General features: G+C 55.5%; 17 protein-coding genes. All 17 read right to left on the bottom strand.

Features of this window, described 5'->3' with window-relative positions; translation table 11 throughout:
* Position 1: 1 nt before the first annotated feature.
* Complete coding sequence (locus GF409_00750) at positions 2 to 1,477, bottom strand: cysteine--tRNA ligase (protein MBD3425739.1); 1,476 nt, start codon at positions 1,475 to 1,477, stop codon at positions 2 to 4.
* Entirely contained in the window at positions 1,474 to 2,118 is a 645-nt protein-coding gene (gene cysE, locus GF409_00745; protein ID MBD3425738.1) for a serine O-acetyltransferase, read from the bottom strand. The genes GF409_00750 and cysE overlap by 4 nt, the downstream gene beginning before the upstream one ends.
* Positions 2,119 to 2,205: 87 nt before the next feature.
* A complete protein-coding gene (locus GF409_00740) occupies positions 2,206 to 2,679 on the bottom strand; it encodes a 2-C-methyl-D-erythritol 2,4-cyclodiphosphate synthase (protein ID MBD3425737.1) in 474 nt (157 codons plus the stop codon).
* Positions 2,676 to 3,368, bottom strand: a complete 693-nt coding sequence (gene ispD, locus GF409_00735; GenBank protein ID MBD3425736.1) for a 2-C-methyl-D-erythritol 4-phosphate cytidylyltransferase — start codon at positions 3,366 to 3,368, stop codon at positions 2,676 to 2,678. Before ispD ends, GF409_00740 begins: the two co-directional genes overlap by 4 nt.
* A 6-nt stretch (positions 3,369 to 3,374) precedes the next feature.
* Positions 3,375 to 4,490 (bottom strand): TRAM domain-containing protein, encoded by a 1,116-nt coding sequence (locus tag GF409_00730; protein MBD3425735.1) that lies wholly within the window; start codon positions 4,488 to 4,490, stop codon positions 3,375 to 3,377.
* Between the two features lie 49 nt (positions 4,491 to 4,539).
* Positions 4,540 to 5,259: an MCE family protein gene (locus GF409_00725; protein MBD3425734.1), complete on the bottom strand. Its 720-nt coding sequence runs from the start codon at positions 5,257 to 5,259 to the stop codon at positions 4,540 to 4,542.
* A gap of 30 nt (positions 5,260 to 5,289) precedes the next feature.
* Positions 5,290 to 6,036: an ATP-binding cassette domain-containing protein gene (locus tag GF409_00720; protein MBD3425733.1), complete on the bottom strand. Its 747-nt coding sequence runs from the start codon at positions 6,034 to 6,036 to the stop codon at positions 5,290 to 5,292.
* 5 nt (positions 6,037 to 6,041) lie between these two features.
* Positions 6,042 to 6,851 carry an MlaE family lipid ABC transporter permease subunit gene (locus tag GF409_00715; protein MBD3425732.1) on the bottom strand — a complete coding sequence of 270 codons (810 nt, stop codon included), beginning with the start codon at positions 6,849 to 6,851 and terminating at the stop codon, positions 6,042 to 6,044.
* Positions 6,852 to 6,857: 6 nt separating this feature from the next.
* The gene (locus GF409_00710; GenBank protein MBD3425731.1) at positions 6,858 to 8,357 is read right to left on the bottom strand and encodes a hypothetical protein; all 1,500 of its coding nucleotides are present in this window, start codon (positions 8,355 to 8,357) and stop codon (positions 6,858 to 6,860) included.
* A 12-nt stretch (positions 8,358 to 8,369) separates the two neighbouring features.
* Positions 8,370 to 10,868 carry an AAA domain-containing protein gene (locus GF409_00705; GenBank protein ID MBD3425730.1) on the bottom strand — a complete coding sequence of 833 codons (2,499 nt, stop codon included), beginning with the start codon at positions 10,866 to 10,868 and terminating at the stop codon, positions 8,370 to 8,372.
* 27 nt (positions 10,869 to 10,895) lie between these two features.
* Positions 10,896 to 11,963, bottom strand: a complete 1,068-nt coding sequence (locus GF409_00700) for a protein arginine kinase (GenBank protein ID MBD3425729.1) — start codon at positions 11,961 to 11,963, stop codon at positions 10,896 to 10,898.
* Positions 11,953 to 12,468: a hypothetical protein gene (locus GF409_00695; GenBank protein ID MBD3425728.1), complete on the bottom strand. Its 516-nt coding sequence runs from the start codon at positions 12,466 to 12,468 to the stop codon at positions 11,953 to 11,955. The genes GF409_00700 and GF409_00695 overlap by 11 nt, the downstream gene beginning before the upstream one ends.
* A gap of 2 nt (positions 12,469 to 12,470) precedes the next feature.
* Positions 12,471 to 13,343 carry a branched-chain-amino-acid transaminase gene (gene ilvE, locus GF409_00690; GenBank protein MBD3425727.1) on the bottom strand — a complete coding sequence of 291 codons (873 nt, stop codon included), beginning with the start codon at positions 13,341 to 13,343 and terminating at the stop codon, positions 12,471 to 12,473.
* 13 nt (positions 13,344 to 13,356) lie between these two features.
* A complete protein-coding gene (locus GF409_00685) occupies positions 13,357 to 14,058 on the bottom strand; it encodes an ATP-binding cassette domain-containing protein (protein MBD3425726.1) in 702 nt (233 codons plus the stop codon).
* Positions 14,059 to 14,061: 3 nt separating this feature from the next.
* Positions 14,062 to 15,273, bottom strand: coding sequence for an FtsX-like permease family protein (locus GF409_00680; GenBank protein ID MBD3425725.1), 1,212 nt, complete (start codon positions 15,271 to 15,273; stop codon positions 14,062 to 14,064).
* A 4-nt stretch (positions 15,274 to 15,277) separates the two neighbouring features.
* On the bottom strand, positions 15,278 to 16,708 hold the full coding sequence (gene lysS / locus GF409_00675; protein ID MBD3425724.1) for a lysine--tRNA ligase: 1,431 nt from the start codon (positions 16,706 to 16,708) through the stop codon (positions 15,278 to 15,280).
* A gap of 280 nt (positions 16,709 to 16,988) precedes the next feature.
* Positions 16,989 to 23,489 carry a hypothetical protein gene (locus GF409_00670; GenBank protein MBD3425723.1) on the bottom strand — a complete coding sequence of 2,167 codons (6,501 nt, stop codon included), beginning with the start codon at positions 23,487 to 23,489 and terminating at the stop codon, positions 16,989 to 16,991.
* Positions 23,490 to 23,536: the final 47 nt, after the last annotated feature.

Genomic DNA, 23,536 nt, shown 5'->3' with positions numbered 1-23,536 from the left:
GTCAACTTTTCCGCCATACCGGTCCTTTCGGGGTATCCTCGACGGTCACGCCCCTCTCGGCTAGCTCCTCCCGTATTCTGTCGGCGCTCTTGAAATCCCTGTTCTTTCTCGCCTCTTCTCTTCTGGCGATAAGCTCCTCGATCATCTTCGATTCGTCCTGGTCCACCTTTACCGGGTTCAGCGAAAGCCCGAGTATATCCGCGAACCTGAGCACGTAGTTACTTATCGCCTTGGCCATCTGGGCTTTTTCCGAAGGGCTCTTATCCGGGTCAGCGAGGTGATCGTTACCCGTCTTGACCCCCTCGAATATCACCGACAGGGCCTGGGAAGTATTGAAGTCGTCGTCCATGGCCTCGGTGAACCTCTCCTGCAGCTCATTGACCGTCCACTGCGCCCGGCCCACCGCCTCGATATCGGCCTCGCTTCCCGGAGAAGCCTCATATTCCCGGCCGGCCCTTTCGGCCTTTTCGAAGAATATCATTATCCGGTCCTTTGCGCTCCTCGCACTGTCTATCTTCTCGTCGCTGTAATCCATCGGGCTCCTGTAATGGCTCATAAGAAAAGCTATCTTCAAAAGGTCCGGGTCACCGTACTTCTCCAGAAAATCCGAGATGGTGACGTAGTTGCCGAGCGACTTGGACATTTTCTCGCCGTTCACCGTCAATAGCCCGTTATGTATCCAGTAGTTGGCGAATCTCTCTCCCGTGCAGGCCTCCGCCTGAGCGATCTCGTTCTCGTGATGCGGGAAGATGAGGTCAAGCCCCCCTCCGTGAATATCGAACCTGGGCCCCAACAGGTTCGTGCTCATCACCGAGCACTCTATGTGCCAACCTGGCCTTCCCATGCCCCACGGGCTCTTCCAGGCCGGCTCGTGCTCCTTTGCCTCCTTCCAGAGGGCGAAGTCAAGCGGGTACTCCTTCTGTTTGTCGTGTTCCACGCGCACGCCTTGGAGCATCTGCTCTCTGTCGCGGTTGGAGAGCTTGCCGTATTCGGGGAACTTCTCCACGCTGAAATACACGTTCGCCCCGACCGCGTAGGCATAGCCTTTTTCTATGAGGAGCTCTATGAACTTTATCATCTGCTCGATGTTCTCGGTGGCCTTGGGCTCGGAGGTGGGAGGCTTTATCCCAAGAACGTCCATCTCGTTGTGGTAGACCTTCAGATACCTGGATGCCACATCCCGCGCCCGGGTCCTGAGCCTGCCCGAGGTGAGGTTCTCGCCGATCTCATCGAGCTCGGCAGCGGCCTTTTTTATGATCTTGTCGTCGACGTCGGTCACGTTCCTTATGAAATTCACCTCGTAGCCGGAGTGTTCGAAATACCGCCTTATAACGTCAAAACTGTAGGCGCTCCGGGCGTGCCCTATGTGGGGAACGTCGTAAACGGTGGGCCCGCAGACGTACATGCTGATCTTCCCCTGCTTAATGGGTCTGAACTCCTGCTTTTGCCTGGTGAGCGTGTTGTATATCCTGATCATTTTCCGTCCTCGTGATGTTCCTGTATTTCCGTTTCGATATGATCTATCTCGTGCTGCAGCCTCTCCAGTGCCTGCTGGAGCGGGTCGGGCAGCGAACTGTGGTCGAGGTTGATGCCTCCGGGAAGGCGCTTTCCTTTGCGCCTGGCGATACGCCCGGGAACGCCCACGACGGTAGAGTCATGCGGAACATCCCTCAGGACAACGGCGTTCGCGCCCACCAGGACATTATTGCCCACGGTGATATTGCCCAGGATCTTCGCCCCGGCGCCCACGACCACGTTATCGCCTATTGTCGGATGCCTCTTCCCCTTCTCCTTGCCCGTTCCACCAAGGGTCACCCCCTGGAAGAGAGTCACGTTCTCGCCTATAACGGAGGTCTCGCCTATCACAACACCCATGCCGTGGTCTATGAACAGTCCCTTGCCTATCCTGGCCCCCGGATGTATCTCGATGCCGGTGAACCATTTGCCCATCTGAGAAATGAGCCTCGGCAGGAAGGGGACCTTGAGCCCCCTCAGCGAGGAGGACATCCTGTAGAACACCAGAGCGTGAAGCCCCGAATAGGTGAAGATTATCTCGGCGTAGCCGGTGGCCGCCGGATCCCTTTCGGTCGCGGCACGAAGCTCGTCCCGGAAGAACATCCTCACCAGGACATAATACACCAGCGCCAGCGCCGCCAGTATTAATATCGTTTTTGCCAAGCACAGCATCTTTATCCCCCTCCGGGTTTAAGTTTCCTTAAGCAGTACCGTGGCGTAGGCCGAGACCGCCTCGCCCCGTCCGATATCCCCCAGTCCTTCCGCGGTCTTCGCCTTAACCGCTATGAACTCCGCGGGAACCATCAGCATATCCGCAATTGAACCGATGATCCGGTGCCTGTAGGGCCCTATCCTGGGCTTCTCCAGGACGACCACGGTATCCAGGTTGTGGACCCGGTACCCCGCCCGGTCGGTGATATACATCACTTCCCTCAGCAGTTCACTGCTGGCTATACCGCTGTAGCTAGGATCGGTATCGGGGAACTTGGCTCCGATATCATCCTCGCCGATGGCCCCCAGCAGTGCGTCGCATACCGCGTGAAGAAGTACGTCCCCGTCGGAATGCCCGACCGGTCCTTTATCGTGTGCTATAGCAACCCCGCCCAGGATAAAGGGTCTTCCGTCCTCCAGGCGGTGCATATCGTAACCCATCCCTATCCTCATTCAGCGCGCTCCCCCGCCAGTATGGCTTCGGCCAGCCTTATATCCTCCGGCACGGTTATCTTGATGTTATCCCGCGTGCCTTTCACCATTTTCACCTTTCGTCCCGACATCTCAACAAGGGAAGAGTCGTCGGTGACGTTCCCTCCCGCGTAGGCGCGGTAAGCCTCTCTGATGACCTCCGAAGAAAAGACCTGGGGGGTCTGCGCCTCCCACAGGCCCGACCTCGGGGGCGTCTCCTCGACCGTGAGGTCGCCGGAAACCTTCTTGATGGTGGAGTCGCAGGGCAATCCCACCACCGCGGCCCCGGTCCTCGCGGCAAGATCAACGGCCCTTTCTATAACTTCGCCGGTCACGAAGGGCCTGGCCCCGTCGTGGATGAGGACCAGTTCGTCCTCCCCCGGGGAAGCCTCTTCAATGCCGTTTCTGACAGATTCGGTCCTGGTCACGCCCCCCGGCACCACCGATTGGACCTTTTCTATATGCCACCCGCGGATAAGATCCCTTGTTCTTTCCAGGTACTTATCCTTGACCATGACCACTATCCTGTCGATCCGGCCCGAGTCGCTGAGGCGCGAGAGAACGTGCGCGAGAAGGGGCTTTCCTCCTATCTCGAGGAAAGGCTTCTCCTCACTTGCCCTGCCGAGGCGCTCCCCGGAGCCGGCAGCCGGTACCAGCGCAACTACTTTCATGTATTATTACCCGTTACCCTTCTTTTCGTCCGGGGATGAGGTTTCGTTCTTTTTCTGTCCGTTCCCGTGCTTTTTGTTGCCGCCCCGCCCCTGGCCCTTCTGGGAACGGTTCTGTTTACCCTGATCGGCTTTCTCCATAAGATTGGCGAATATCATCCTGCCCGCGGAGGTCTGAAGAATGCTGGTCACCGCTACGTTCACGTTCCTGCCGATGAACCTCCTGGCGTTATCCACCACTATCATGGTCCCGTCGTCCATAAAGGCGACTCCCTGGTCGCGCTCTTTGCCCTCTTTCTTGATGAAGACGTTCATCTTCTCCCCCGGAAGCACCACCGGGCGCAGTGAGCTGGCCAGGTCGTTGATGTTGAGCACCATGACCCCTTCGAGCTTGGCGACCTTGTTGAGATTGAAATCATTGGTCAGGACCGGGCAGTCCAGGACCTTGGCCATCCTCACCAGCTTGGCGTCGACCTCCTTGATGTCCGGAAGACCCTCGTCGTGTATTATGACCTCCGTTCCCGGGACCTTCTTGAGCTTCTCGAGCATGTCGAGGCCGCGGCGCCCTCTGGTCCTCACCGAATCGTCGGAACTGTCGGCGACCTGCTGCAGTTCATGCAGAACGAACCGCGGTACAACCAGCCTGCCCGAGATGAAACCGGTCTCGCAGACGCTCGCTATCCTTCCGTCTATGATAACGCTGGTATCCAGAAGAAAAAGCTGGTCGCTCTGGTCCTCCCTGGTAAAACGCACGTAGGGGATGACCACGTTGAACTCGTCCTTTCCCTTGATGGATATTATCATCCCCAGGTAACAGAAAATAAGGGTGAATATTATCTGGGCTATGGGATAGACGTCTTCCGGCATGGGTATAAGGCGCAGGATGAGCGTCACCATCCATGCCATGAAGAAACCGAAGATGAGCCCGAAAGCCGCCGCGGAAAGGTTCCGCAGCGAAACGCTCTTGAGCTTTACCTCAAGAAGTATGATAAGCAGACCCGTGATCGTTCCCGCGACAAGCCCGATCCACGCTGAGTTGGCAATGTCGGTGAAGAGCGACCCCAGGTAATAACCGCATACGGCGCTCAGCACAAGAAAAAACACTCTGATTAATCTGATCGTCATGTCCTGTCACTTCCTTTCTTTGAAAAATATTATAAAAAAATAAATGACACTAGAACGGTTCTATCTCCGTTCCCCGGTCCGGTTCCCTTTCCGAGGAGCTCCTGTCGCGGCTGCGTGGCCTGTGCAGAAGCTTCCAGGGATGGGCTTTTATGTCTTTGGTAAAATCCTTTATGTTATCGTAAACGTCCTCTTCCACCAGGAGCTTGCCTATGGTGCCTTCCCCGCGGTTAAGCCTGCCGAAAACGCCCTCAAGGTCATTGTAGATGGTGTCTTCGGTAAGCAGCTTGCCCAGCGTGCCCCTGCCCTCGGAAATATCCTTCACCAGGCCGCTCACCCTCTCCATCTGAACTCCCACGTTCACCGGGTTCTTTCCGGTCAAAGTGTCCCCCTCTTCTAGGAAACGGTTCATTTTCCCCGGGGTAAGCTCGAGGTACTGCTCGCCCAGAAGCCCGAGCGTGTTTATCCGGGCCACCGCGTCCCTCTCGACGCGGACCTGGCCCTTGACCCAAACGTTCAGCTTGACCCGCGTTTTCTGGGCCTCGTCGTCATAGTATATGGATATATCCTCAACGTCGCCGACATGCACTCCGGCAAGCCTCACCGGCGCGTTGGAGGTTATCCCGTTAACGTAATCGAAGATGACGTTGAAATTATATCCCTTCTCGAACACGTAGAAATCGCTTATCGAGAATACTATGAAGAACATGACAAAAAGGCCTATTCCTATAAAGAGACCGACCTTCATTTCGAGTTTTTCGTCCCTGAACATATCATCTCCTTTTTTAAAAGATCCGGTCCGTTATTTCTTGGTTATGGGGCCTTCCGCGGACCCGGTTATGAACTGCCTGACTATACTGCTATCAGAATTCTGTATCTGGTCCGGCGTGCCGGACTCGATTATATGCCTGTCGTAAAGCATCGCTATCCTGTCGGCTATCTTGTAGGCGCTCTTCATGTCATGGGTCACCGTTATCGATGTCACGTCCAGCGTGTCGTGCAGATGCCGTATGAGCTCGTTTATTATATCCCCCATTATCGGGTCGACCCCGGTAGTGGGTTCGTCAAAAAGTATTATCTTGGGCGACATGCATATCGCCCGGGCAAGGCCCACCCTCTTTTTCATGCCCCCGGAAAGCTGGGCCGGCTTGGCCTTCTCTATACCCTTGAGCCCCACCTTCTCCAGACACTCGGCGACGCGGCTTTTTACCTCCTCCAGAGGCTTATCGGTGTATTCGATCAGCTGGAAACCCACGTTCTCGAAAACACTCAGCGAGTCGAAAAGCGCCGCCCCCTGGAAAAGCATGCCGAAGTTCATCCTCATCTTGTTGAGCTGATTGGAGCTTATCCGGGTTATGTCCTTGTCGTCTATCAGGACCTGGCCGGAATCGGGCCTCATAAGCCCGATTATATGCTTGAGCAGAACGCTCTTGCCGCATCCGGACCGGCCGATTATGACCATCGACTCGCCCGTCTCTATCCTGAGGTTGAGGTTCTCGAGGACCCTGTTGGATCCGAAGGATTTGTGTATGTTCTTGAGTTCTATCACTTTACCTACCTCATCACGAAATAAAACAGTGCCGTAAGAAAACAGTCAAAAACTATTATGAGGATGAAGCTCCTCACCACCGCCGAGGTCGTAGCCCGGCCCACACCCTCGGCGCCCGCCTTGGTATTGAACCCCTCGAAGCAGGATATGAGGCATATCACTACCGCGAACGTCACGCTCTTGATAAGGCCGGTCGTCACGTCCTTCAGTTTCAGGGGATCCCAGGTCATTTTTACGTACATCGCGTGTGTTATGTCCAACTTTCCGACGCCTATGAGGTAACCCCCGACTATGCCGAAAAAATCGGCGAAGATCGTCAGAAGAGGCACCATGACAAGAAGCGCCAGAAAACGCGGCACGACAAGGTACTGGATGGGGTTCGCCGACAGCGTCTCGAGCGCGTCCACCTGTTCGGTGACCTGCATGGTCCCCAGCTGGGCGGTTATAGCCGCGCCGCACCTTCCGGCGACTATGAGTGCGGTAAGAACAGGGCCCAGCTCACGGGTAAGCGAAAGAGCGACAAGCGAAGCTATGTACATCTCCGCCGAGACCTTCTGCATCTGGTAGGCGCTCTGAAGCGCCAGGACCATTCCCGTAAAAAGGCTTATGAGGAATATGATCGGGAAGCTCGCCACCCCGATACGGTCCATCTGTTCGAGCACCTGCCACTTGCGAAGGCGCGGCGAGAATATCCAGAATACCGTTTTTACCAGAAGTACCGCCAGGCCCCCGATGTAGGTGAAGAACTTCTTCACCTTCTTCACCACGTTACGGTAGAACCTCGCGGGCAAACTCCTCAATTTATGCATCTTCATTTTCCCCTAAAACTCTATTTTATGTTCCAGCCCGAAAAAATCGTCGTCCTCCTCCATTTCGAACTTCAGGCTGCTTCCCCTGTCCAGACTGTAATTGACTCCCAGCTCGTTCTGTATCGGGTCCTCCCTCGGCATGAACCCGGCCTCTTCCATGGAAGTGGTCAAGGTGACCTTGTCCCTGGTGGCGCTCACCTTGTTGGAGTCCTCTTTCTTGGTTATCTGCCAGTCCTCCCACACTGCCACCTTGTTGTCGGTGCTGAAAATGACCTTCTCAAAGGCCTTTCCCTCGGCGAACCTGCTGAAATCCATCTCGCCCTCGACCTTTATGAACCCGCCTTCCTTGAAGACGCGTGAATCGACCACCCTTACCAGGGGGAGCTTGCCCCTGAACTGGGCCGATATGGATCTGAAGGTCATGTTGTTAAGGACGCCTTGCCCCACGTGGAGCCTTCCGGTGACATCCGCCGACAGCACGGGCCCATCGAAAGATAACTCGCCTTCTGCCATCCCTTCAAGGGGCGTTGAGCTGTTACCCAGCATCGCTCCTATCTCGGAAAGATCGGCGTGGCTGAACCTGATCCCGAGTTTTGAAGGGTACGGCGCCTTGGTCGATATCCTCCCGAAAAGAATGAAAGCCCTGCCCCATTTTGCCTGCTCGATGCTCAGGTACCTGCCCTCCCGCGAGTAGGTCCCCTCCAGGGAAATATCCCAGAAGGGGCGCTTGTTGACCACCAGGTTCTCCGCTTTCACCTGGAAAACGGGATCGGACGGCTCCCTGTAGGAGAGCCACACGTCACCTATGAGCTCAACTGCACCGAAACGGACCTTGTCCAGGCGAGTGTAGGCGTTTATGGCCCTGTCCCTGCCTATGCCCGCCTTAAGGCGCACGGTCCCCTTCCTGCTTGAGACCGGATCGAACCCGAGGTCGACCGACCTTCCCGCCGGATCGAGGACGCCCTTGATCTTGAGCGAACCGTTCCAGACAAGGTCACAGTCATATCTTCCGTCATCTCTTTTAAAGAGCGAGCCTTTCAGTCCCTTTTTCTCTTCTTCCCCGAAGAGGGCCAGCGACACATGCCCCACCAGCTCGAGCTTCTCCGGGTAACTGTATATCTTGAAGAACCCCTGAAGAAAAGGGTTCTCCTCGCTGAAATACACCCCCACCTCTTCCAGGGGCCTTTCGGTTCTCTCGGCCAGGCCGAGCTTCTCCAGGAGTATCCTCCATACCCGGTAGGATATCTCCATCCTTTCCACGGCGAAGACCTTGGCCCCCTCTCCTGTACCGGATATGAACTCGACCTCCTGCAGGGACATATCCCGGATAACTCCCCCCGTTATCTGCCCTATGCGAACGTCGAGCTTGTTGTCCATGAAGGAGGAGACCTTTTTCTCGGCGAAATACTTCACCCAACTGGTCTGGCTGAACGTGAAGTACGAGACCACCATCAGGGCCAGCGAAAGCCCCGCCACGCGCGCTTTTGTGATCCTCCTTAGCCTGGCTCTCATCTATACGCCGCCTCACGGGTTTATTCTTTCTTCTATGTTCTTTTCCTTCCCGGTCTTCTTCCTATCGTCCGACCGGACGAACTTGAGCTCCTCCTTGCCCTTGGACCGGGTCACGGTCACGTCCGCCCCTTCGCTGAAAGCGCCCGAGAGTATCTCCTCGGCAAGCGGGTTCTCGAGGTATCTCTGTATGGTCCTTTTCAGGGGACGGGCGCCGAACACCTTGTCGAATCCCTTGTCTATGAGGAACTCTTTCGCGGTGTTGTCCAGCTTTATCGTTATGCCCTTCTCCTGGAGACGGTCCTGGACCTCCTTGACCTCTATCTCGACTATGTGCTTCAAGTTCTCCCTGCTGAGACTGCGGAAGACTATCACGTCATCGACCCTGTTGAGGAACTCGGGCTTGAAGGTCTTCTTCACCTCTTCAAGAAGTCGCGACTTCATGTCCTGGTAGGTCTCCTCTTCTTTCTGTTTCTGGAAACCTATGGCCCCTGCCTTCTTGAGCAGGTTAGCTCCGATATTGGAGGTCATTATAAGGATCGTGTTCTTGAAGCTCACCTTCCTGCCGTAGGAATCGGTAAGCCTTCCCTCGTCCAGAAGCTGCAGGAGTATGTTGAACACGTCCGGATGGGCCTTCTCGATCTCATCCAGAAGGACCACCGCGTACGGTCTCCTTCTGACCTTCTCGGTGAGCTGGCCGCCTTCCTCGTAACCCACGTACCCGGGAGGCGCACCGACAAGGCGCGAGACGTTGAACTTCTCCATGTACTCGGACATGTCTATCTGGATGATGGCGTCCTCGTCCCCGAACATGACCTCGGCGAGTTTCTGCCCGAGGAGGGTCTTACCCACGCCGGTAGGCCCCATGAATATGAAAGTGCCTATGGGCCTGTTCGGGTCCTTTATCCCCGCGCGGCTTCTCCTCACCGCGTGGGCTATGGCGGTTATCGCCTCGTCCTGGCCGACCACGCGCTCTTTCAGGCTGTCTTCAAGCTTAAGGTACTTCTCCGATTCCTTCTGTTCGACCCTCACCACGGGGATCCCGGTCCAGTCGGACACGATCCTCGCTATATCCTCCTCATCGACCGTTATCTCCTGCTGGGTCTGGCCGTTCTTCCACTCCTTAAGGAGCTTCTCAAGCTCCTGCCTGGCTTTTCGTTCGGAGTCGCGGAAACGCGCGGCCTTCTCGAAATCCTGGCTCTTCACCGCCTCCTCTTTCTCGCGCCGGAACTCCTCTATCTTCTTCTCGAAGTCCTTCAGCTTCTCCGGCATTATCATCGTCGAGAGCTTCGCCTTGGAGCCCGCCTCGTCGATAAGGTCTATCGCCTTGTCCGGGAGGAACCTGGCGCTTATGTACCTGTCGGACATCTTCGCCGCGGCCTCAAGGGCCTTGTCGGAGAACTTGACCTTGTGATGGGCCTCGTACTTGTCCCTGAGCCCCTCGAGGATTTTTATTGTCTCCTCCACGCTGGGCGGGTCGACGGTGACCGGCTGGAAACGCCTCTCCAGTGCCGGGTCCTTCTCTATGTTCTTGCGGTACTCATCGAGCGTGGTCGCTCCGATGCACTGTATCTCGCCTCTCTGCAGAGCAGGCTTGAGTATATTCGAGGCGTCTATCGCCCCTTCCGCGCCTCCGGCGCCGACCAGGGTGTGTATCTCGTCGATGAAGACTATCACGTCCGGCGACTCCTTGATCTCCTTCATGACCGCCTTTATCCTTTCCTCGAACTGGCCCCTGTACTTGGTGCCCGCTATCATCATCGCAAGGTCCAGTATGAGGAGCCTCTTGCCCTTGAGTGTCTCGGGGATATCGCCCTGGTTGATCTTCTGGGCGAGCCCCTCGACTATGGCGGTCTTGCCGACCCCCGCCTCCCCTATGAGAACGGGATTATTCTTCTTCCTGCGGCTCAGGATCTGCACCACGCGCTGGATCTCCTTGTCACGGCCTATCACCGGGTCCAGCTCGTCCTGCGCCGCCATTTCGGTGAGGTCCCTGCCGAAGGAGTCGAGCGCGGGGGTCTTGCTCTTTTTCTTTCTCTTGGACCCGCCGGCCACGGTGTAACCCGGAACGGAAGAACCCAGAAGGTTTAGAACTTCGTCGCGCACGCTCTTAAGGTCCAGCCCCATGTTGAGCAGGACCTGGCTGGCCACGCCGTCACCCTCGCGTATGAGCCCCAGAAGAAGGTGCTCGGTGCCGATATAGTTGTGGCCGAGGTTACGCGCCTCATCCATGGCAAGCTCTATCACCTTCTTCGCCCTTGGGGTGAAGGGGATGTCGCTGGAGAGTATCTTGCTGGGGCCGGGCTGCACGAGTTTTTCCACCTCGCTGCGTATGTTTTCCGAATCGAGCCCGAGACTGGTAAGGACCGCGGCGGCAACGCCCTCGCCTTCCTTTACCAGGCCCAGCAGTATATGTTCGGTACCGATATAATCATGGTTGAACCTTTTCGCTTCCTCTTTGGCCAAAAGGATCACCTTTCTGGCTCTTTCAGTGAATCTGTTGAATGCGGGCATTTGAATATCCTCCTTAAAGATTTATTTTTACGCTTTGCTGGTCTTTTTCTTGTCCAGCCTCTCCCTTATGAGATCGGCCCTCGCTATATCCCTTTGCGAAGGAGCAAGATCCCTTCCTGTCACCTTCTGAAGGTGAGCCGGCTGGGTGATGAGCATTATCTCGTTCACGTCCGCGACCGAGAGGTCACTCACCATCCCCAGGTCTATCCCCAGGCGTATCGCCGAAAGAAGTTTTACCGTCTCGTTACTTGTAATGACCCGCGCGCTCTTAAGGGTGCCGTAGGAACGGTCGATCCTGTCCTGAACCTCTATTTTCTTCTTCCGGGTGAACTCCTCGCGGGTCTGTTTCTCGCGCTTGATTATCCTTGCGATTATCCTCTCCAGGTTATCGAGTATGTCCATCTCCGAATGGCCCAGCGCCACCTGGTTGGATATCTGGAAAAGGTCTCCGGAAGCCTCGGTGCCCTCCCCGTAAAAACCCCTCATGGTAAGACCGAGCTTCGATATGCCCTCGAGCACCGCGTCTATCTGGCCCGTCATGACGAGCCCGGCAAGGTGCAGCATGACAGAAGCCCTGAGGCCCGTACCGGTGTTCGTCGGGCACGAGGTGAGGTATCCGAACTTCCTGGAAAAATCGTACTGGAGATGGCCGGACAGGTCCGTGTCCACCTCGTCAACTATACGCCAGGTCTCCATCACGTTGAAACCGGGCTGTATGACCTGGAGCCTTATATGGTCCTCCTCGTTGAGCATGACGCTGACCGCCTCGTTCTCCTCCACGGCCAGTGCTTTCTGGGCCACCTGCTGGGCGTGTTCCCGGCTCATCAGGTAGCGTTCCACCAGCATCATCCTCTCAAGCTCCGGAACATCGCGCATCCTCACCACCAGGGCCTTCTTCAGGTACTTGCTCTTGGCAAGACCCGTTATAAGGCTCTTAAGCGTCTTCTCGCGCTGCTTTTCGCTGGCGCGGCTGAAATACACGTGCCCCTTCAGGTTTCGCGCCACTCTCATGCGCGTGGAGACGGCGATAGCCGCCTCCGGCCCCTTCGCCAGGAGCCATTCGTTCTTTTTTCCGGCCAGTTCATTAAGTTTCATCTTGTTCTCTTTCCTCAAGTTCCTTTATCCTGTCGCGTAATAGAGCCGCTTTCTCGAACTCCTCCCGCCGGACAAGCTCGGCCAGCTCCTTGCGCAGCCTTATCAGGTCCTTCTGCTCTTTCTGGGGCCTCTCGGCCTTGAAAGGGATCTTCCCCACGTGCCGGTCGGAGCCGTGTATCTTCTTCAGCAGTTCGCTCAGGTTCTTCTCGAAAGCCTCGTAACACGCGCCGCAACCCAGCCTTCCGGTCTGCTGGAAATCGTAATAGCCCATCCCGCACTGCGGGCACTTGGCCTCGGCCGCGGTAAAGGGCGGCGCCTCCCCCGCCAGGTCGGGGCCTATGTCCACAAGCCCAGCCAAAAGGTCATGCAGCCCGAAATGCGACTGCATCTGCTCGCTCTTTTCCCGGGCGCACCTCTCGCATATGTGAAGTTTGGTCACCTTGTCGTTAATGACCTCGGTAAGGTGCACCGTTGCCTCTCTCCTGCCGCAGATATCGCATTTCATCTTCAGTACCCCACTCCTTCGGTCTCGGTTATCTTGCGGAAGTCCCCGAGAAGCTGCTTATATATCTCGCCGGGCTTCCCGGTACCGATGACCTTCTCCCCCACCTTGATGACCGGGATGATCTCGGCGGCCGTCCCGGTAAGGAAGCACTCATCCGCCTTCTCGAGCTCTTCCGGATACATCTTCTTGTACTCGGTCCCGATGCCCCTGTTGGCGGCAAGTTCTATCACCAGGTCCTGGGTGACCCCTTCAAGCGCTCCCAGCTCCGCCGGCGGGGTAAAAAGCTTGCCTTCTTTAACAAGGAATATGTTGTCCCCGGTGCACTCGGTTATATATCCGTCGATATCCAGCATAAGGGCTTCCTCGGTACCGGCGTCTATCGCGTCTATCCTGCCCAGGATATTGTTAAGGTAATTGAGAGACTTGATCCTGGGATCAACCGTCATGGGATGATTGCGCTTTGTCTTGGCTATCGCGATGGAAAGCCCCGACCGGTAGAGCTCCTGGGGGTAAAGCGCTATCTTGTCTGTAATGATGAACACCGTGGGGCGCGCGCACTTACGCGGGTCAAGACCAAGGTCACCCACCCCCCTTGTCACGACCACCCTGATATACGCGTCGTCCAGGGCGTTGACCTTAAGCGTCTCTATTATCTTCGCCGAAAGCTCTTTTTTCTCAATGGGTATCTTGAGCCTTATCGCGTCCGCGCTTTCATACAGGCGGTTTATATGCTCCTCCAGCTTGAAGACCTTCCGGCTATATGACCTTATCCCTTCGAAAACACCGTCACCGTAAAGCAGGCCGTGATCGAAAACAGAGACCTTGGCCTGGTCCTTTTCGACGAACTGGCCATTGAAAAATATTTTTAGCGACATTCCCTTTCCTTTCTTAACTTGCGGTACTTTGATATTCCGAGACCTTGAGGGCCTTTATTCTTCCGTCCTTCATGTAATACTCGCTGGTGAACAGCCCGCTGTCTAGCTCCTGGTGCGAGACCACCACAACGCTCATCCCGCTCTGGGAACTTATGCTGAAAAGAAGCCTGTAGATCTCCTCGCTCATGGACGAGTCGAGGTTGCCCGTCGGCTCGTCGCAGAAAAGGACTTCCGGCTCGTTCACAAGCGCCCGGGCTATCGCCGCGCGCTGGGCCTCGCCTCCGGATAAGCGCGAGGGCCTGTGCGATGCCCGGTGGGATATGCCCACCTTATCCAGCAGGTCCATCGCCCGCGTCCTTATATCCTTCCTTGAGGAGGAACCCTTTATCAGAGCCGGCAGCATGACGTTCTCGAGCGCCGAAAGTTCCGGCAGGAGATGATAGAACTGGAAAACGAACCCGAAACTGGCGTTCCTCACCCTGCTTCTGTTCCTGCCGGAGAGACGGTAGATATCGCTCCCTTTGAAGGTGACGCTTCCACGCGAAGGCTTATCGAGTCCGCCGAGCATGTGCAGGAGCGTGGACTTTCCCGCCCCGGAAGGGCCGCGCACGTACACCTTCTCTGCCGGGGAGACCATGAGGTCCACTTCTTCGACCGCGTGGAGCTCGCCTGCTCCCTGCAGGTATATTTTGCTTAAGGCTCTTGCTTCCAACATGATCTATTCATACCTTATCGCTTCGACCGGATCGAGACGCGAAGCCTTCCATGCCGGGTACACCCCGGCCGCCAGGGTAAGCGCCATGGCGAGGACCGTTATCATGACAACGTCCGAAGTGCTTATCTCGACAGGAATGGTCGTGAAATAATAAACGTCGCTCGGGAAAAGATTGACCCCTGTAAAGCGCTCGAGAAGTGCGGCCACCTGGTTTATCCTGCTTGAGAGGAAAACCCCGCAGGAAGTGCCCAAAAGAACTCCCCCCAGCCCGATCATCGCGCCTTCAGTGAAGAAGACCGTGCTTATCCCGGCGGAACTTGCGCCGATCGCCTTGAGGATGCCTATGTCCCGGGTCTTCTCCATCACCATCATTATTAAAGAGCTTGAAATATTGAAACACGCCACCGTGACTATGAGGGCGAGAATTATGAACATCATCTTCTTCTCCAGAGCGAGAGCCGTCACCAGGTTCCGGTCAAGGTCCATCCAGGTCTTGACCGTGTAGGGGTGACCAAGCATCCTCTGCAGAGCGTCCCTCGCCGGGGCGACCTCCATCGCCTCCTCCAGCCTGAGGGCAAGGCCGCTGGCCTGCCCTTCGGTCCTGAAGAGGCTCCGGGCCGTCGAAAGCGAGACGACGGCGAGGTTAGAATCGTAATCGTACCTGCCGGAAGTGAAGCTTCCTATGACCGTAAGCTTTCTCTTCTCCATGTCCGTCGCCGAATAGGGTACCATGATCTCCACCCGGTCGCCGAGCTCGATCCGCTCGGACTTCATCAGTTCGCTTCCCAGGACTATCGTCTGCCCTTCAAGGTCCCCGGCGCTTGCGTCGGTATACTTGATGACGTCGGTCACGTTCTGCTCTTTCTCGGGGTCTATCGCCTTTAAGAGTATCCCGGTAACCGTATCGTCCCTTCGCAGGACGGCCTGCCCGGTCATGAAGGGCGAGACGCTTACAACACCCGGGACGGCCATGATCCTCGCGGTAAGGTCCCCTGAGGGGTATATGCCTCCTTCTTTCATTATGACAATGTGCGAATAGGTGCCGATGATCTTCTTCTGGACCTCCCGGTCAAAACCGTTCATCACCGACATCACTATGATAAGCGAGGCCACGCCGAGGGCGACCCCCACGACAGATATCCACCCGATCAGGGATATCATCCGCTCTTTCCTCCTGGAAAGAAAATATTTAACGCTAAGGAACAGTGTCCACATATTTTTACTCAGGCCTCATGTGCGGGAAGAGTATGACCTCCCTTATGGTCGCCGAATCGGTGAATATCATCGCCAGGCGGTCCATCCCTATGCCCAGGCCCCCCGCCGGGGGCATGCCGTACTCCAGAGCGCGGACGAAATCCTCGTCCACCATAGCCTCCGGGTCCGCCTCCGCCTGCATGCGGAACCTCTCGCGCTGGTCCACCGGGTCGTTAAGCTCCGAATAGGCGTTGGCTATCTCCATGCCTCCAATGTAAAGCTCGAACCTGTCGACCAGGCCGGGCGAATCCTTCTTCTCCTTGGCGAGCGGGCTGAGCTCCTTGAACATGTCCACCACGAATACCGGGTGGGTCTCCGCCTCCGGTTCCACCAGCTCGCCCACGATATTGATTATCTGCGTCTTGGATACCTTATCGCCTTCTATCTCTATGTCTTTTTTCCTGAGTTTCTCCACCCAGGCTTCAAGCGGGTCCGAGACCTTTATTCCGAAATTCTCCTCCATGAGGCGGGCGAAAGAGACGGTCTTCCACCGTGTAAGGTCAACTTCCCTTCCCTGGTAGGTAAACTTCTCGTCCCCGAGGATGCTTTTTGCGGCGTTCCTCACCAGCTCCTCGGTAAGCTCCATCATCCCCCGGCAGTCCGAGTAAGCCTCGTAGACCTCCATCATGGTGAACTCGGGATTATGCCTTGTGGAGATGCCTTCGTTGCGGAAGGAGCGATTTATCTCGAAGACCTTCTCGAATCCTCCCACCAGGAGCTTCTTGAGGTAAAGTTCAGGGGCGATCCTGAGGTAAAGGTCCATGTCAAGCGCCTCATGATGCGTCTTGAATGGCTTTCCGGCGGCCCCCCCGACAATGGGGTGCATCATCGGCGTCTCCACCTCGAAGAATCCCTTTGAAGCAAGCTGCCCGCGTATGTTCTTGATGAGCTCGAACCTGACCCTGAACTTATCGCGCGCCTGTTCGTTAACGATAAGGTCGACGTACCTCTGGCGGAACCTGGTCTCGGTATCCTTGAGCCCGTGCCATTTTTCCGGCAGAGGAAGGAGCGACTTGGAAAGGACCTTGAACTCGGTGACCTGTATGGTCTCCTCGCCCGTCCTTGTCTTGAAAAGCTCGCCGCTTGCGCCGATTATGTCTCCTATGTCCAGGCTCTTGAAGATACCGAAAGCTTCCTCCCCTACGATATCCTTCTTGATATAGATCTGTATCCTCCCGGTGAAGTCCTTGAGATCGGCGAAAACACTTTTACCGTGCTCGCGCTTTGCCATGATCCTGCCGGCTACTCTGGAAGGCCTGCCCTCGGAAAAATCCCCTTTTATAGAGGAAATGCTCTCCGCGTCGGAAAAACTTTCCGCGAAGGGGTCTATACCCGCCTCTTTGAGCTTCTCCAGGTTTTTGTATCTCTGTTCGATAAGTTCGTTCTTCTCTTCCATATCCTGCTGCCCTTCTGAAAAAAATATAAAAAAACACCTTTTATACCGGTCAGAACGCAGTATAAAATAATAATTATATCCAAAAGATTATATCTATTATATATGCGGATGTCAATGCCATTAACTCCGCATATATATGTTTATGCAGTTTTGTTTAGGTTTAGATAAGTTTAGAAATGTTTAGAGAGGTTTGTACAACTTTATATATGTTGTCATAAAAAAAGACCGTGCGCCTTTTCCGGCGTACACGGTCTTTTTTGAGGGCTTTCCCGCCCTGGGATCATAATGAATGCAACAGCTTCTCCTGGGCCTCCACTACATCGCGCATCTTCTTAAGGTCGATCTTCTTCATCTTGAGGATACTGATACCTCTAATCAGGTTCTTCAGGAAAACCTCGACACCTTCGCTGTTCATGGATTTGAGGGTCTCCCTGTCCCCTATCATGAGCTTGAGCAGGTGCTCGATATCCCTTACAAGTTCCACGGACGCGGTGCCTTCCTGGAAATTCACCAGCCCCATCGCGAGCATGACATGCGGTCCCACCATCGAGAGCATGTCACCTCCCCACGGGCATTCCTCCTTGACGTATAACACGTTACCTGAGACCTCGCCCGGATGCATCTGGGGTGATACGTAAGCTACCGCCTTTGCCCCCGGTATCTTGAGTATGGTCTCGGCGCGGCCCATCGCGCTGTCAAGCCCCTGGCGTGTTCCGTCGTAGAGCATCACCCTCAGGTTCTCGGTGTCGTATTTTTTCTTAAGGTCCCTCTCAAGCCTGCGTATAAGAGTGAACTGCGCCGTGGCGCCTTCGGCAACCAGGTGCTGCATGAAGACAACAACGGGTTTATCGCGCTCTCTAATGTTCTTTATAAGTTCCCCGCTCTTGGCGTAAAGCGTGGCTATCCTCGCCCTTGAGCGCTCTTTTCGAGTAACGCTCTCTATCTCCTCTTTAGTGATCTCGTTGCCCAGCAGGGCATCCAGCTTCTCAACCATGTTGGCGATGATGTCCTCGAGAACGTCATCCCCGGTCCAGTTCTCCTCGGTCGTCCTTATACCCATTTGCTCTATTCTGGCCAGGTGCTCACCCTCAAGAAGGTTCCTGTTGACGTTACATGCACCCGTATCAAGCAGTATCACGCGGCCCTCCTTGTAACCGAAATTCTCCAGCTTGGGATCGTACATGATAGCGCCCATGCTTTCAAGAGAGGTGACTATCCTGGCTATCTGTTGCATGAGCGAGTGGATCTGTTTCCTTTCAAGCTCGACAAGAAGAGACAGATCTATCTTTCTGTAATCACGGATTATCTCGGTGGCGACATAGGGTTCCCTTCCTTCGATACCCACGTCAATGATGCGTGGCACCCAGTCGACCTCATCCATGTTCGAGCGCTCCTGCATGGCTATTCCGAAGGGAACGTCGTTGATCTTAAGGGCCATCCTCGCCCGGTAAAGCTCGTTCCTTTCCTCGCCGACTATGCCCCCGGCCAGCTTCAGAGCGAAACGGTTGCCGTCCTCATCCTCCACCTCGAGCACCTTGCCGAAAGTGCCCGAGCCCAGCACGTCGCGTATTTGGAGTTCACCGAAACGGCTTTCCAGTTTAGCTACGCGCTCTTTCAAGGGTTCGGAAACATGCTCGACCGCGTCGGTTTTACCTTCCTCGATGAGTTTTATGACATCCCCGGTAAGTTCCGTCTCTTCCTCTGCCAGCTTGCTGGTAAGGTTGAACGGCGTTATCTTACCGTCCCTGAAGGAAAGATATCCCACAACGTCAAGACCGCCCATCGTCACGTAATGCGTATCGGGCATGAGCTCGTGGAAAAAACTGTTCCTGGCTATAAGGTCCGAGGTGTGCCCGACCACAAGTATCTTGCCCCCCACCATCTTGAGAAAACCGTGCACTTCCCCTTCTCCGTAATCGTTCTCCCATCTTGACCAGGTGGCTTCGTTCACTATCGCGTCATCCGCATCGGCCGGGTCGGCCTTTCGTATGTCGCGGATCGAGTGGGCGCTCTTAACGGGCCCCGCGTGCAGCGCGACAAGCCCGTCTGGGGTTCTCACCATAAGCGGGCTCGAAGCGAGAAACTGTTTGTAGACCTCCACGTATTCGGGCCCGTACCACTTGAGCATCTCCTGCCTGAAGACGACCCCCTGCGGGACGTATTCGGTCTTGCTTACCGCCTTGCCGATCCTGGAGCTCAGGTAGTCATGGTTACCCAGAAGGTAATGCACGTTATCGGGATACTCCCTCTTGAGACGATGGATGAACTGGAGGATCTCGAAGGAACTTGTCATCTCCGCGAGTTTTTCCATAAGGTCATCATCCTCGTTAAGCATCATGCAGTCCACTGCCGGGTGAAGGGCGTCGCCGAGTATCAAAAGCACCGCCTCGCCGGACTTTATTTTCTGAAGGTTGTTGTTCGAGTAAAGTATTTTCCTCAGGTTCGACAATCTCGTATGAAGGTCCCCGACTATGATGACTTCCTTGCCGGCGGGGATCTCGACTATCGCGCCCCTCCTGCCCTTATAAGAGAGATTCGCCGCAACCGTATCCATAAGATCACTGAGTGCCTTGTTCCTCGGTGTGGGCAGGACCCTCACCTGGTCGATCTTGCCTTCGACGAATTTCTCAAGGAGGATCTGCACGCGTATCTCCTGTATTCCGTGAAGCGCGGTATAGCCCCCCTCGCAGGAACTTTTAAGATATCTTGCCATGTGGTGGGGATGTTCCCTCAAGAGTTTCCTCAAAACGCCCAGCGCCTGGTACATGTTGTCGTGCGCCAGGGTGCTGGCAAAATCCTTTGTCTCGGCGTGCCTCTCGCGCGCGTCTAGATAGCTCTTTCTCATGTTGAGGAAAGCCCTCGCAAGGGACTTGGTCATCCTGGGCACCGAATGGGGTTTAAGCAGTGCGTTCTGCGCGTCCTGCAGGTCGTTGCCGTGGACAGAAAGGAACGCGGCGATAAGCCTGATCTCGTCATCATATATGAAATCCCCCTGCGCGTGGGTTATCCTGTAAGTGAACTCGTTGTTGAGCTGGCCGAACAGCTCGTCCTGGACTCCCCTGGTATAATCCTCGGGATTCTGTCTCCTATCGGAGCTGGAGGCTCCCCTCAGAAGTCTGTGCGTGTCCAGACCCTCCGGTACAAGGTGGCGGTTCCTTGCCAGGTATATCTCCGCCGCCTCGTGGAAAAGGGCGATGGTGAACATCTCCGGGTCCTTTATGAGCATATCGCAAAGATATATGTAGGGGACCTTGCCCGAATCGTCCGAGACGCCCAGTATGCCGTAATCATTATTGATCAGCACCGAAAGCTCCGCCCGCTCCAGGACCTCTATGGCGCCCGAGAGCACCTTGTAGGAGAGCCCGGCGGTCTCTTTTTCCCGGCCTTTATACGTGTCCCTGAGCTCCTTCAGCTGCTGAAGAGGTTTATCCTTGAGGATGTCGGACCTGTACTCGTACTTCTCCCTGAACGGCAGCGACTTCACCGGTTCCCCGTACTTATTGTAAAGAGTGGTGCCGTCTGCGGCGTTCGATATGAGCACGGATGGCCTGTCGGGCGCGCGCCTTACGCTGACTTCGGTGACCATCTCCCCGTTCTCGTCGAAAAGCTTACCCAATAGGTCCGTACCGCTACTGGTCACGTATTTATCGCGGATATCCTTGAGGACCTGCCTCGCCCTCTCCCGGGCGGCCTGGTGTATGCGAAGGAAAACTTCTTTCTCCACAAGCTGGTGGGCCACCGGGCTGCCCAGGGTGTACTCTATCCCGTCAACGCCGTTGTAGAGGACCACACCCGAGTCCTCCCTGTAGTCGCGGTCTATGTAAAAGATCCTGTTATTGAGGTTTATTAGTTCCGTCATCGGGTCGGTGACCGGAGTGTGGCCGACCACCATCATGGAAACGCCCAGCTGCTCCATTATCGAAGCTTCCCTTCCCCTCATCACCATGCTGGCAAGTTCCACGGAACTTTTTCCCAGACGATCGGCGTAACGCACCCACAGGGGAGACCTTCTCTGGGGATGTATCTCCTCGTAGGGCCTGTTCCGGGCTATATCCTCTTCGGTAATCCCCCTCAGGAGGAACTGGCTAGCGCGGTGCGATGGATCGCTGTTACTGAAAGAGCGTTTCATTTCCTCTTCCAGCTTGGCCAGGGCCGGAAGTTTTTCATAGCTTGTACCGTCATCTGCCGTGTATCTCAGCGTTATATTCGCCCCCTCGTCCATGGGAAGCCCCGCATGCACGTAAAGCACGCCGTTACTACCTATATAGTAGAGATACAGGTTCTCCTGCATCCATTGGGTTATCTCTTTAAGGACTTTATCCTGCATGACCGCCTGGCGAAGCAGCTCGTATTCCTGGGCGTGCTCGCCCGCGTAAAGGGCCATCTGGATCCCCGGCATGGCCTGCTTAACGAAGGATTCGATCTGTTCCACGCCCCGGTAGCCCAGTTCCGCGAGCACCTTGAGGCCGCCGTTCTCAAGCCATTTCTGGAAAGCCCATTCGTCGCCCATCATCGCCATTATAAGCATGAGGTCGTGGTTACCCATCAGAGGTATAACGCGCCTTGTCCGGGAAAGTTCCATCACCCTGCGCATTACCTTGATGCCTTCGCGCCCGCGGTCCATGTAATCGCCCAGAAACACTATCTCCTGGTCGGGATCGGTAACCCTGCTCAGCGCGTCATCGAGTTTCTGCATATTGCCGTGCAGATCCGGCACGACAACGGTGCTGTCTATGGAACTCTCATCTGCGATGGTAAAAGAGGACATCAGCTGTATCAGGCGGTTTATCCCGTCGGGGACATCTATCCGGCTCTCTTCGCCCGGGGCTTGGCGGGGAACATCCGCCGGTCTTTTCTTCGGGCGGCGGACCCCGTACATCTCGATAAGCTGCATTATGTTGACCTTCTCTTCCTCCTCAAGAAAGTCCTCCGGGTCGCGTTCGAACTGTATCTGGCCGTCACTTATGTAAAGCCTTATGCTGTGCTTCTCGTCCGGGCTGTAAACCCTGAGCGGGTTACCCGTGTCCATCATAAGCTGCACGCCGTCCTTGGCGGCCAGTATCGCCTTATAATGGGTCGGGTCCCACGCGTCAGTGGCCAGTTCGGTGAGTATGCTCGCGACCTGCATGTTCGAAACGAACGGGCTCAGCGCTTCCGACAGGGGATCGGTCCCCCCCGAAAGCAGATGGTGGTAAAGGCCGCTGCCCTTTGGGCTGCTCCGGTAGGCCGGGATTATTGAAACGCAGGAATAGCCTCTCTTCTTTAGAAGCTCAAGCAGCCTGTCGGTATGGAATCCTCCCGTAACGAGAATAGCCGCCTCCCGCGGCCCGTCGCCGAAGCGCATGTTCCTCAAGAAGGAGAGGTCCCTGTCCCTGGAACGCTCATAGAAAAGGCTGATCCTGTTCGTGTACCCATCAAGCTCTCTTATCCCTTCTTCCAGGCCGGCCTCTATCCTGTAAAGCTCGGCCTTCTCCTCTATAAAGGAAAGGCTCCCGTTAAGATCGAACCCGCCCTGTTCAAGGTAAAGCCTGTAGAAATGGTCCTTAAGGCGAAAGGTGAACAATTCCTGCAGCACACTGAGGGCGCGGCACGCCTCATCCAGCTTCTTTTCCTCGGCAGAAGTGTAAAGACCTTCCCTCACCTTGCGGTCAAGGGCTAAAAGCTCGCGCTTCGCGCTCACCTTGTCGACCAAGGCAAAACTCCTAACGTAAGAATCGTACTTGAATAGTTCCGGATACTCCTCCGCATCAAGCCCCACCTGATGCGCCTTATCGCGAAGGTATGCGTAGAAATCCTCCCGTGAGAGAACGCCCGCCTTGAAACTCCTGATCTTTCCGCTGAGGCGTGCGATCTCGTTGACCGAAAGCACCTTCTCGAACCTGTCGACGAGAAGGTCCCTTTCACGGTTCGCCCGGGCGAGGTCTATGCTCTCCTCGATGCGTGAGGTCCTGGTCAGTTCCTGCAGGTTCGGATAGTTATCAAGCGATATTCCCAGCTTCCCGGCCTCATCCCTTAAAAGGGCGAGATACTTCAGGATGCCTTCTTCTTTCAGGGTGTAGCGGGTGAACGCCTCATCCAGACGGCGTATTTTCGCGGAATAGATCTTGTCCTTAAGAGCCTCCGCCGCGCGGGAGAGCCTCCTGATAATAGAAAGCCCCTTCTGCCTGTAACCGGACGAATCGCGGTAGACCTTGAGGTTATCAAGATAAAGGTCTTTGTCCTCGACCCCCCACAGATCAACCAGACCGTCATTATTTATCGCGTAGAACTCAGCGCCGTTGAGAACTCCCCCTTTAAGGAAATAATCCGAGACGTTCCTGCGGGTCTTTCCGTTCTCTATGGAAGTAAAAGGCGAAAGGTCGTATTCCCCCCAGCCGCCTTCGAGGTTAACGGTCCTCACCCCGTAATTATCTCTGAGATGGGAGATTAAGCTGGCTATGGTCCTCTGGACCTGGTAGTTACAGTGCGCATCCTGTATGTGGATTACCATCCTGCCGGATGAGCCCTCGCTCATGCTGTCCACGACCCCGAGGGCCTCCGGGATCCTGAAAGAATCCACCTCAAGCGGCTTTAAAAGGCGGGGAGCCCCGGGCCCAACGGATCCGGTGCGAGAAAGATCCACAGGACCGGAAAGGGCCCCCGCGATATCACATGTAAGGAAATTGATAAGGAAAAGCCCCGCTACCAGTAAACTGATAACACCGCGCATGGGGCCTTTACGAACGAAAGGGTTCATAGAGCGATCCACGCAACCCGCACCGATATCTGAAAATATATGCATTTTTATCACCCTTCTACCTTTTTGTTGTTTTTATGCTTTAATGTATT

This window comes from Candidatus Omnitrophota bacterium (assembly GCA_014728045.1).
GTDB lineage: Bacteria > Omnitrophota > Gorgyraeia > Tantalellales > Tantalellaceae > WJMH01.
Note: the sequence above shows the minus strand (reverse complement) of the source record. Positions and strands in the feature narration are given on the sequence as shown.

Excerpts from the sequence above, each read along its gene's own strand:
- GF409_00750 (MBD3425739.1), bottom strand. The coding sequence starts at position 1,477 with ATGATCAGGATATACAACACGCTCACCAGGCAAAAGCAGGAGTTCAGA.
- cysE (MBD3425738.1), bottom strand. The coding sequence starts at position 2,118 with ATGTTCTTCCGGGACGAGCTTCGTGCCGCGACCGAAAGGGATCCGGCG.
- GF409_00740 (MBD3425737.1), bottom strand. The coding sequence starts at position 2,679 with ATGAGGATAGGGATGGGTTACGATATGCACCGCCTGGAGGACGGAAGA.
- ispD (MBD3425736.1), bottom strand. The coding sequence starts at position 3,368 with ATGAAAGTAGTTGCGCTGGTACCGGCTGCCGGCTCCGGGGAGCGCCTC.
- GF409_00730 (MBD3425735.1), bottom strand. The coding sequence starts at position 4,490 with ATGACGATCAGATTAATCAGAGTGTTTTTTCTTGTGCTGAGCGCCGTA.
- GF409_00725 (MBD3425734.1), bottom strand. The coding sequence starts at position 5,259 with ATGTTCAGGGACGAAAAACTCGAAATGAAGGTCGGTCTCTTTATAGGA.
- GF409_00715 (MBD3425732.1), bottom strand. The coding sequence starts at position 6,851 with ATGAAGATGCATAAATTGAGGAGTTTGCCCGCGAGGTTCTACCGTAAC.
- GF409_00710 (MBD3425731.1), bottom strand. The coding sequence starts at position 8,357 with ATGAGAGCCAGGCTAAGGAGGATCACAAAAGCGCGCGTGGCGGGGCTT.
- GF409_00705 (MBD3425730.1), bottom strand. The coding sequence starts at position 10,868 with ATGCCCGCATTCAACAGATTCACTGAAAGAGCCAGAAAGGTGATCCTT.
- GF409_00700 (MBD3425729.1), bottom strand. The coding sequence starts at position 11,963 with ATGAAACTTAATGAACTGGCCGGAAAAAAGAACGAATGGCTCCTGGCG.
- GF409_00695 (MBD3425728.1), bottom strand. The coding sequence starts at position 12,468 with ATGAAATGCGATATCTGCGGCAGGAGAGAGGCAACGGTGCACCTTACC.
- ilvE (MBD3425727.1), bottom strand. The coding sequence starts at position 13,343 with ATGTCGCTAAAAATATTTTTCAATGGCCAGTTCGTCGAAAAGGACCAG.
- GF409_00685 (MBD3425726.1), bottom strand. The coding sequence starts at position 14,058 with ATGTTGGAAGCAAGAGCCTTAAGCAAAATATACCTGCAGGGAGCAGGC.
- GF409_00680 (MBD3425725.1), bottom strand. The coding sequence starts at position 15,273 with ATGTGGACACTGTTCCTTAGCGTTAAATATTTTCTTTCCAGGAGGAAA.
- lysS (MBD3425724.1), bottom strand. The coding sequence starts at position 16,708 with ATGGAAGAGAAGAACGAACTTATCGAACAGAGATACAAAAACCTGGAG.
- GF409_00670 (MBD3425723.1), bottom strand. The coding sequence starts at position 23,489 with ATGCATATATTTTCAGATATCGGTGCGGGTTGCGTGGATCGCTCTATG.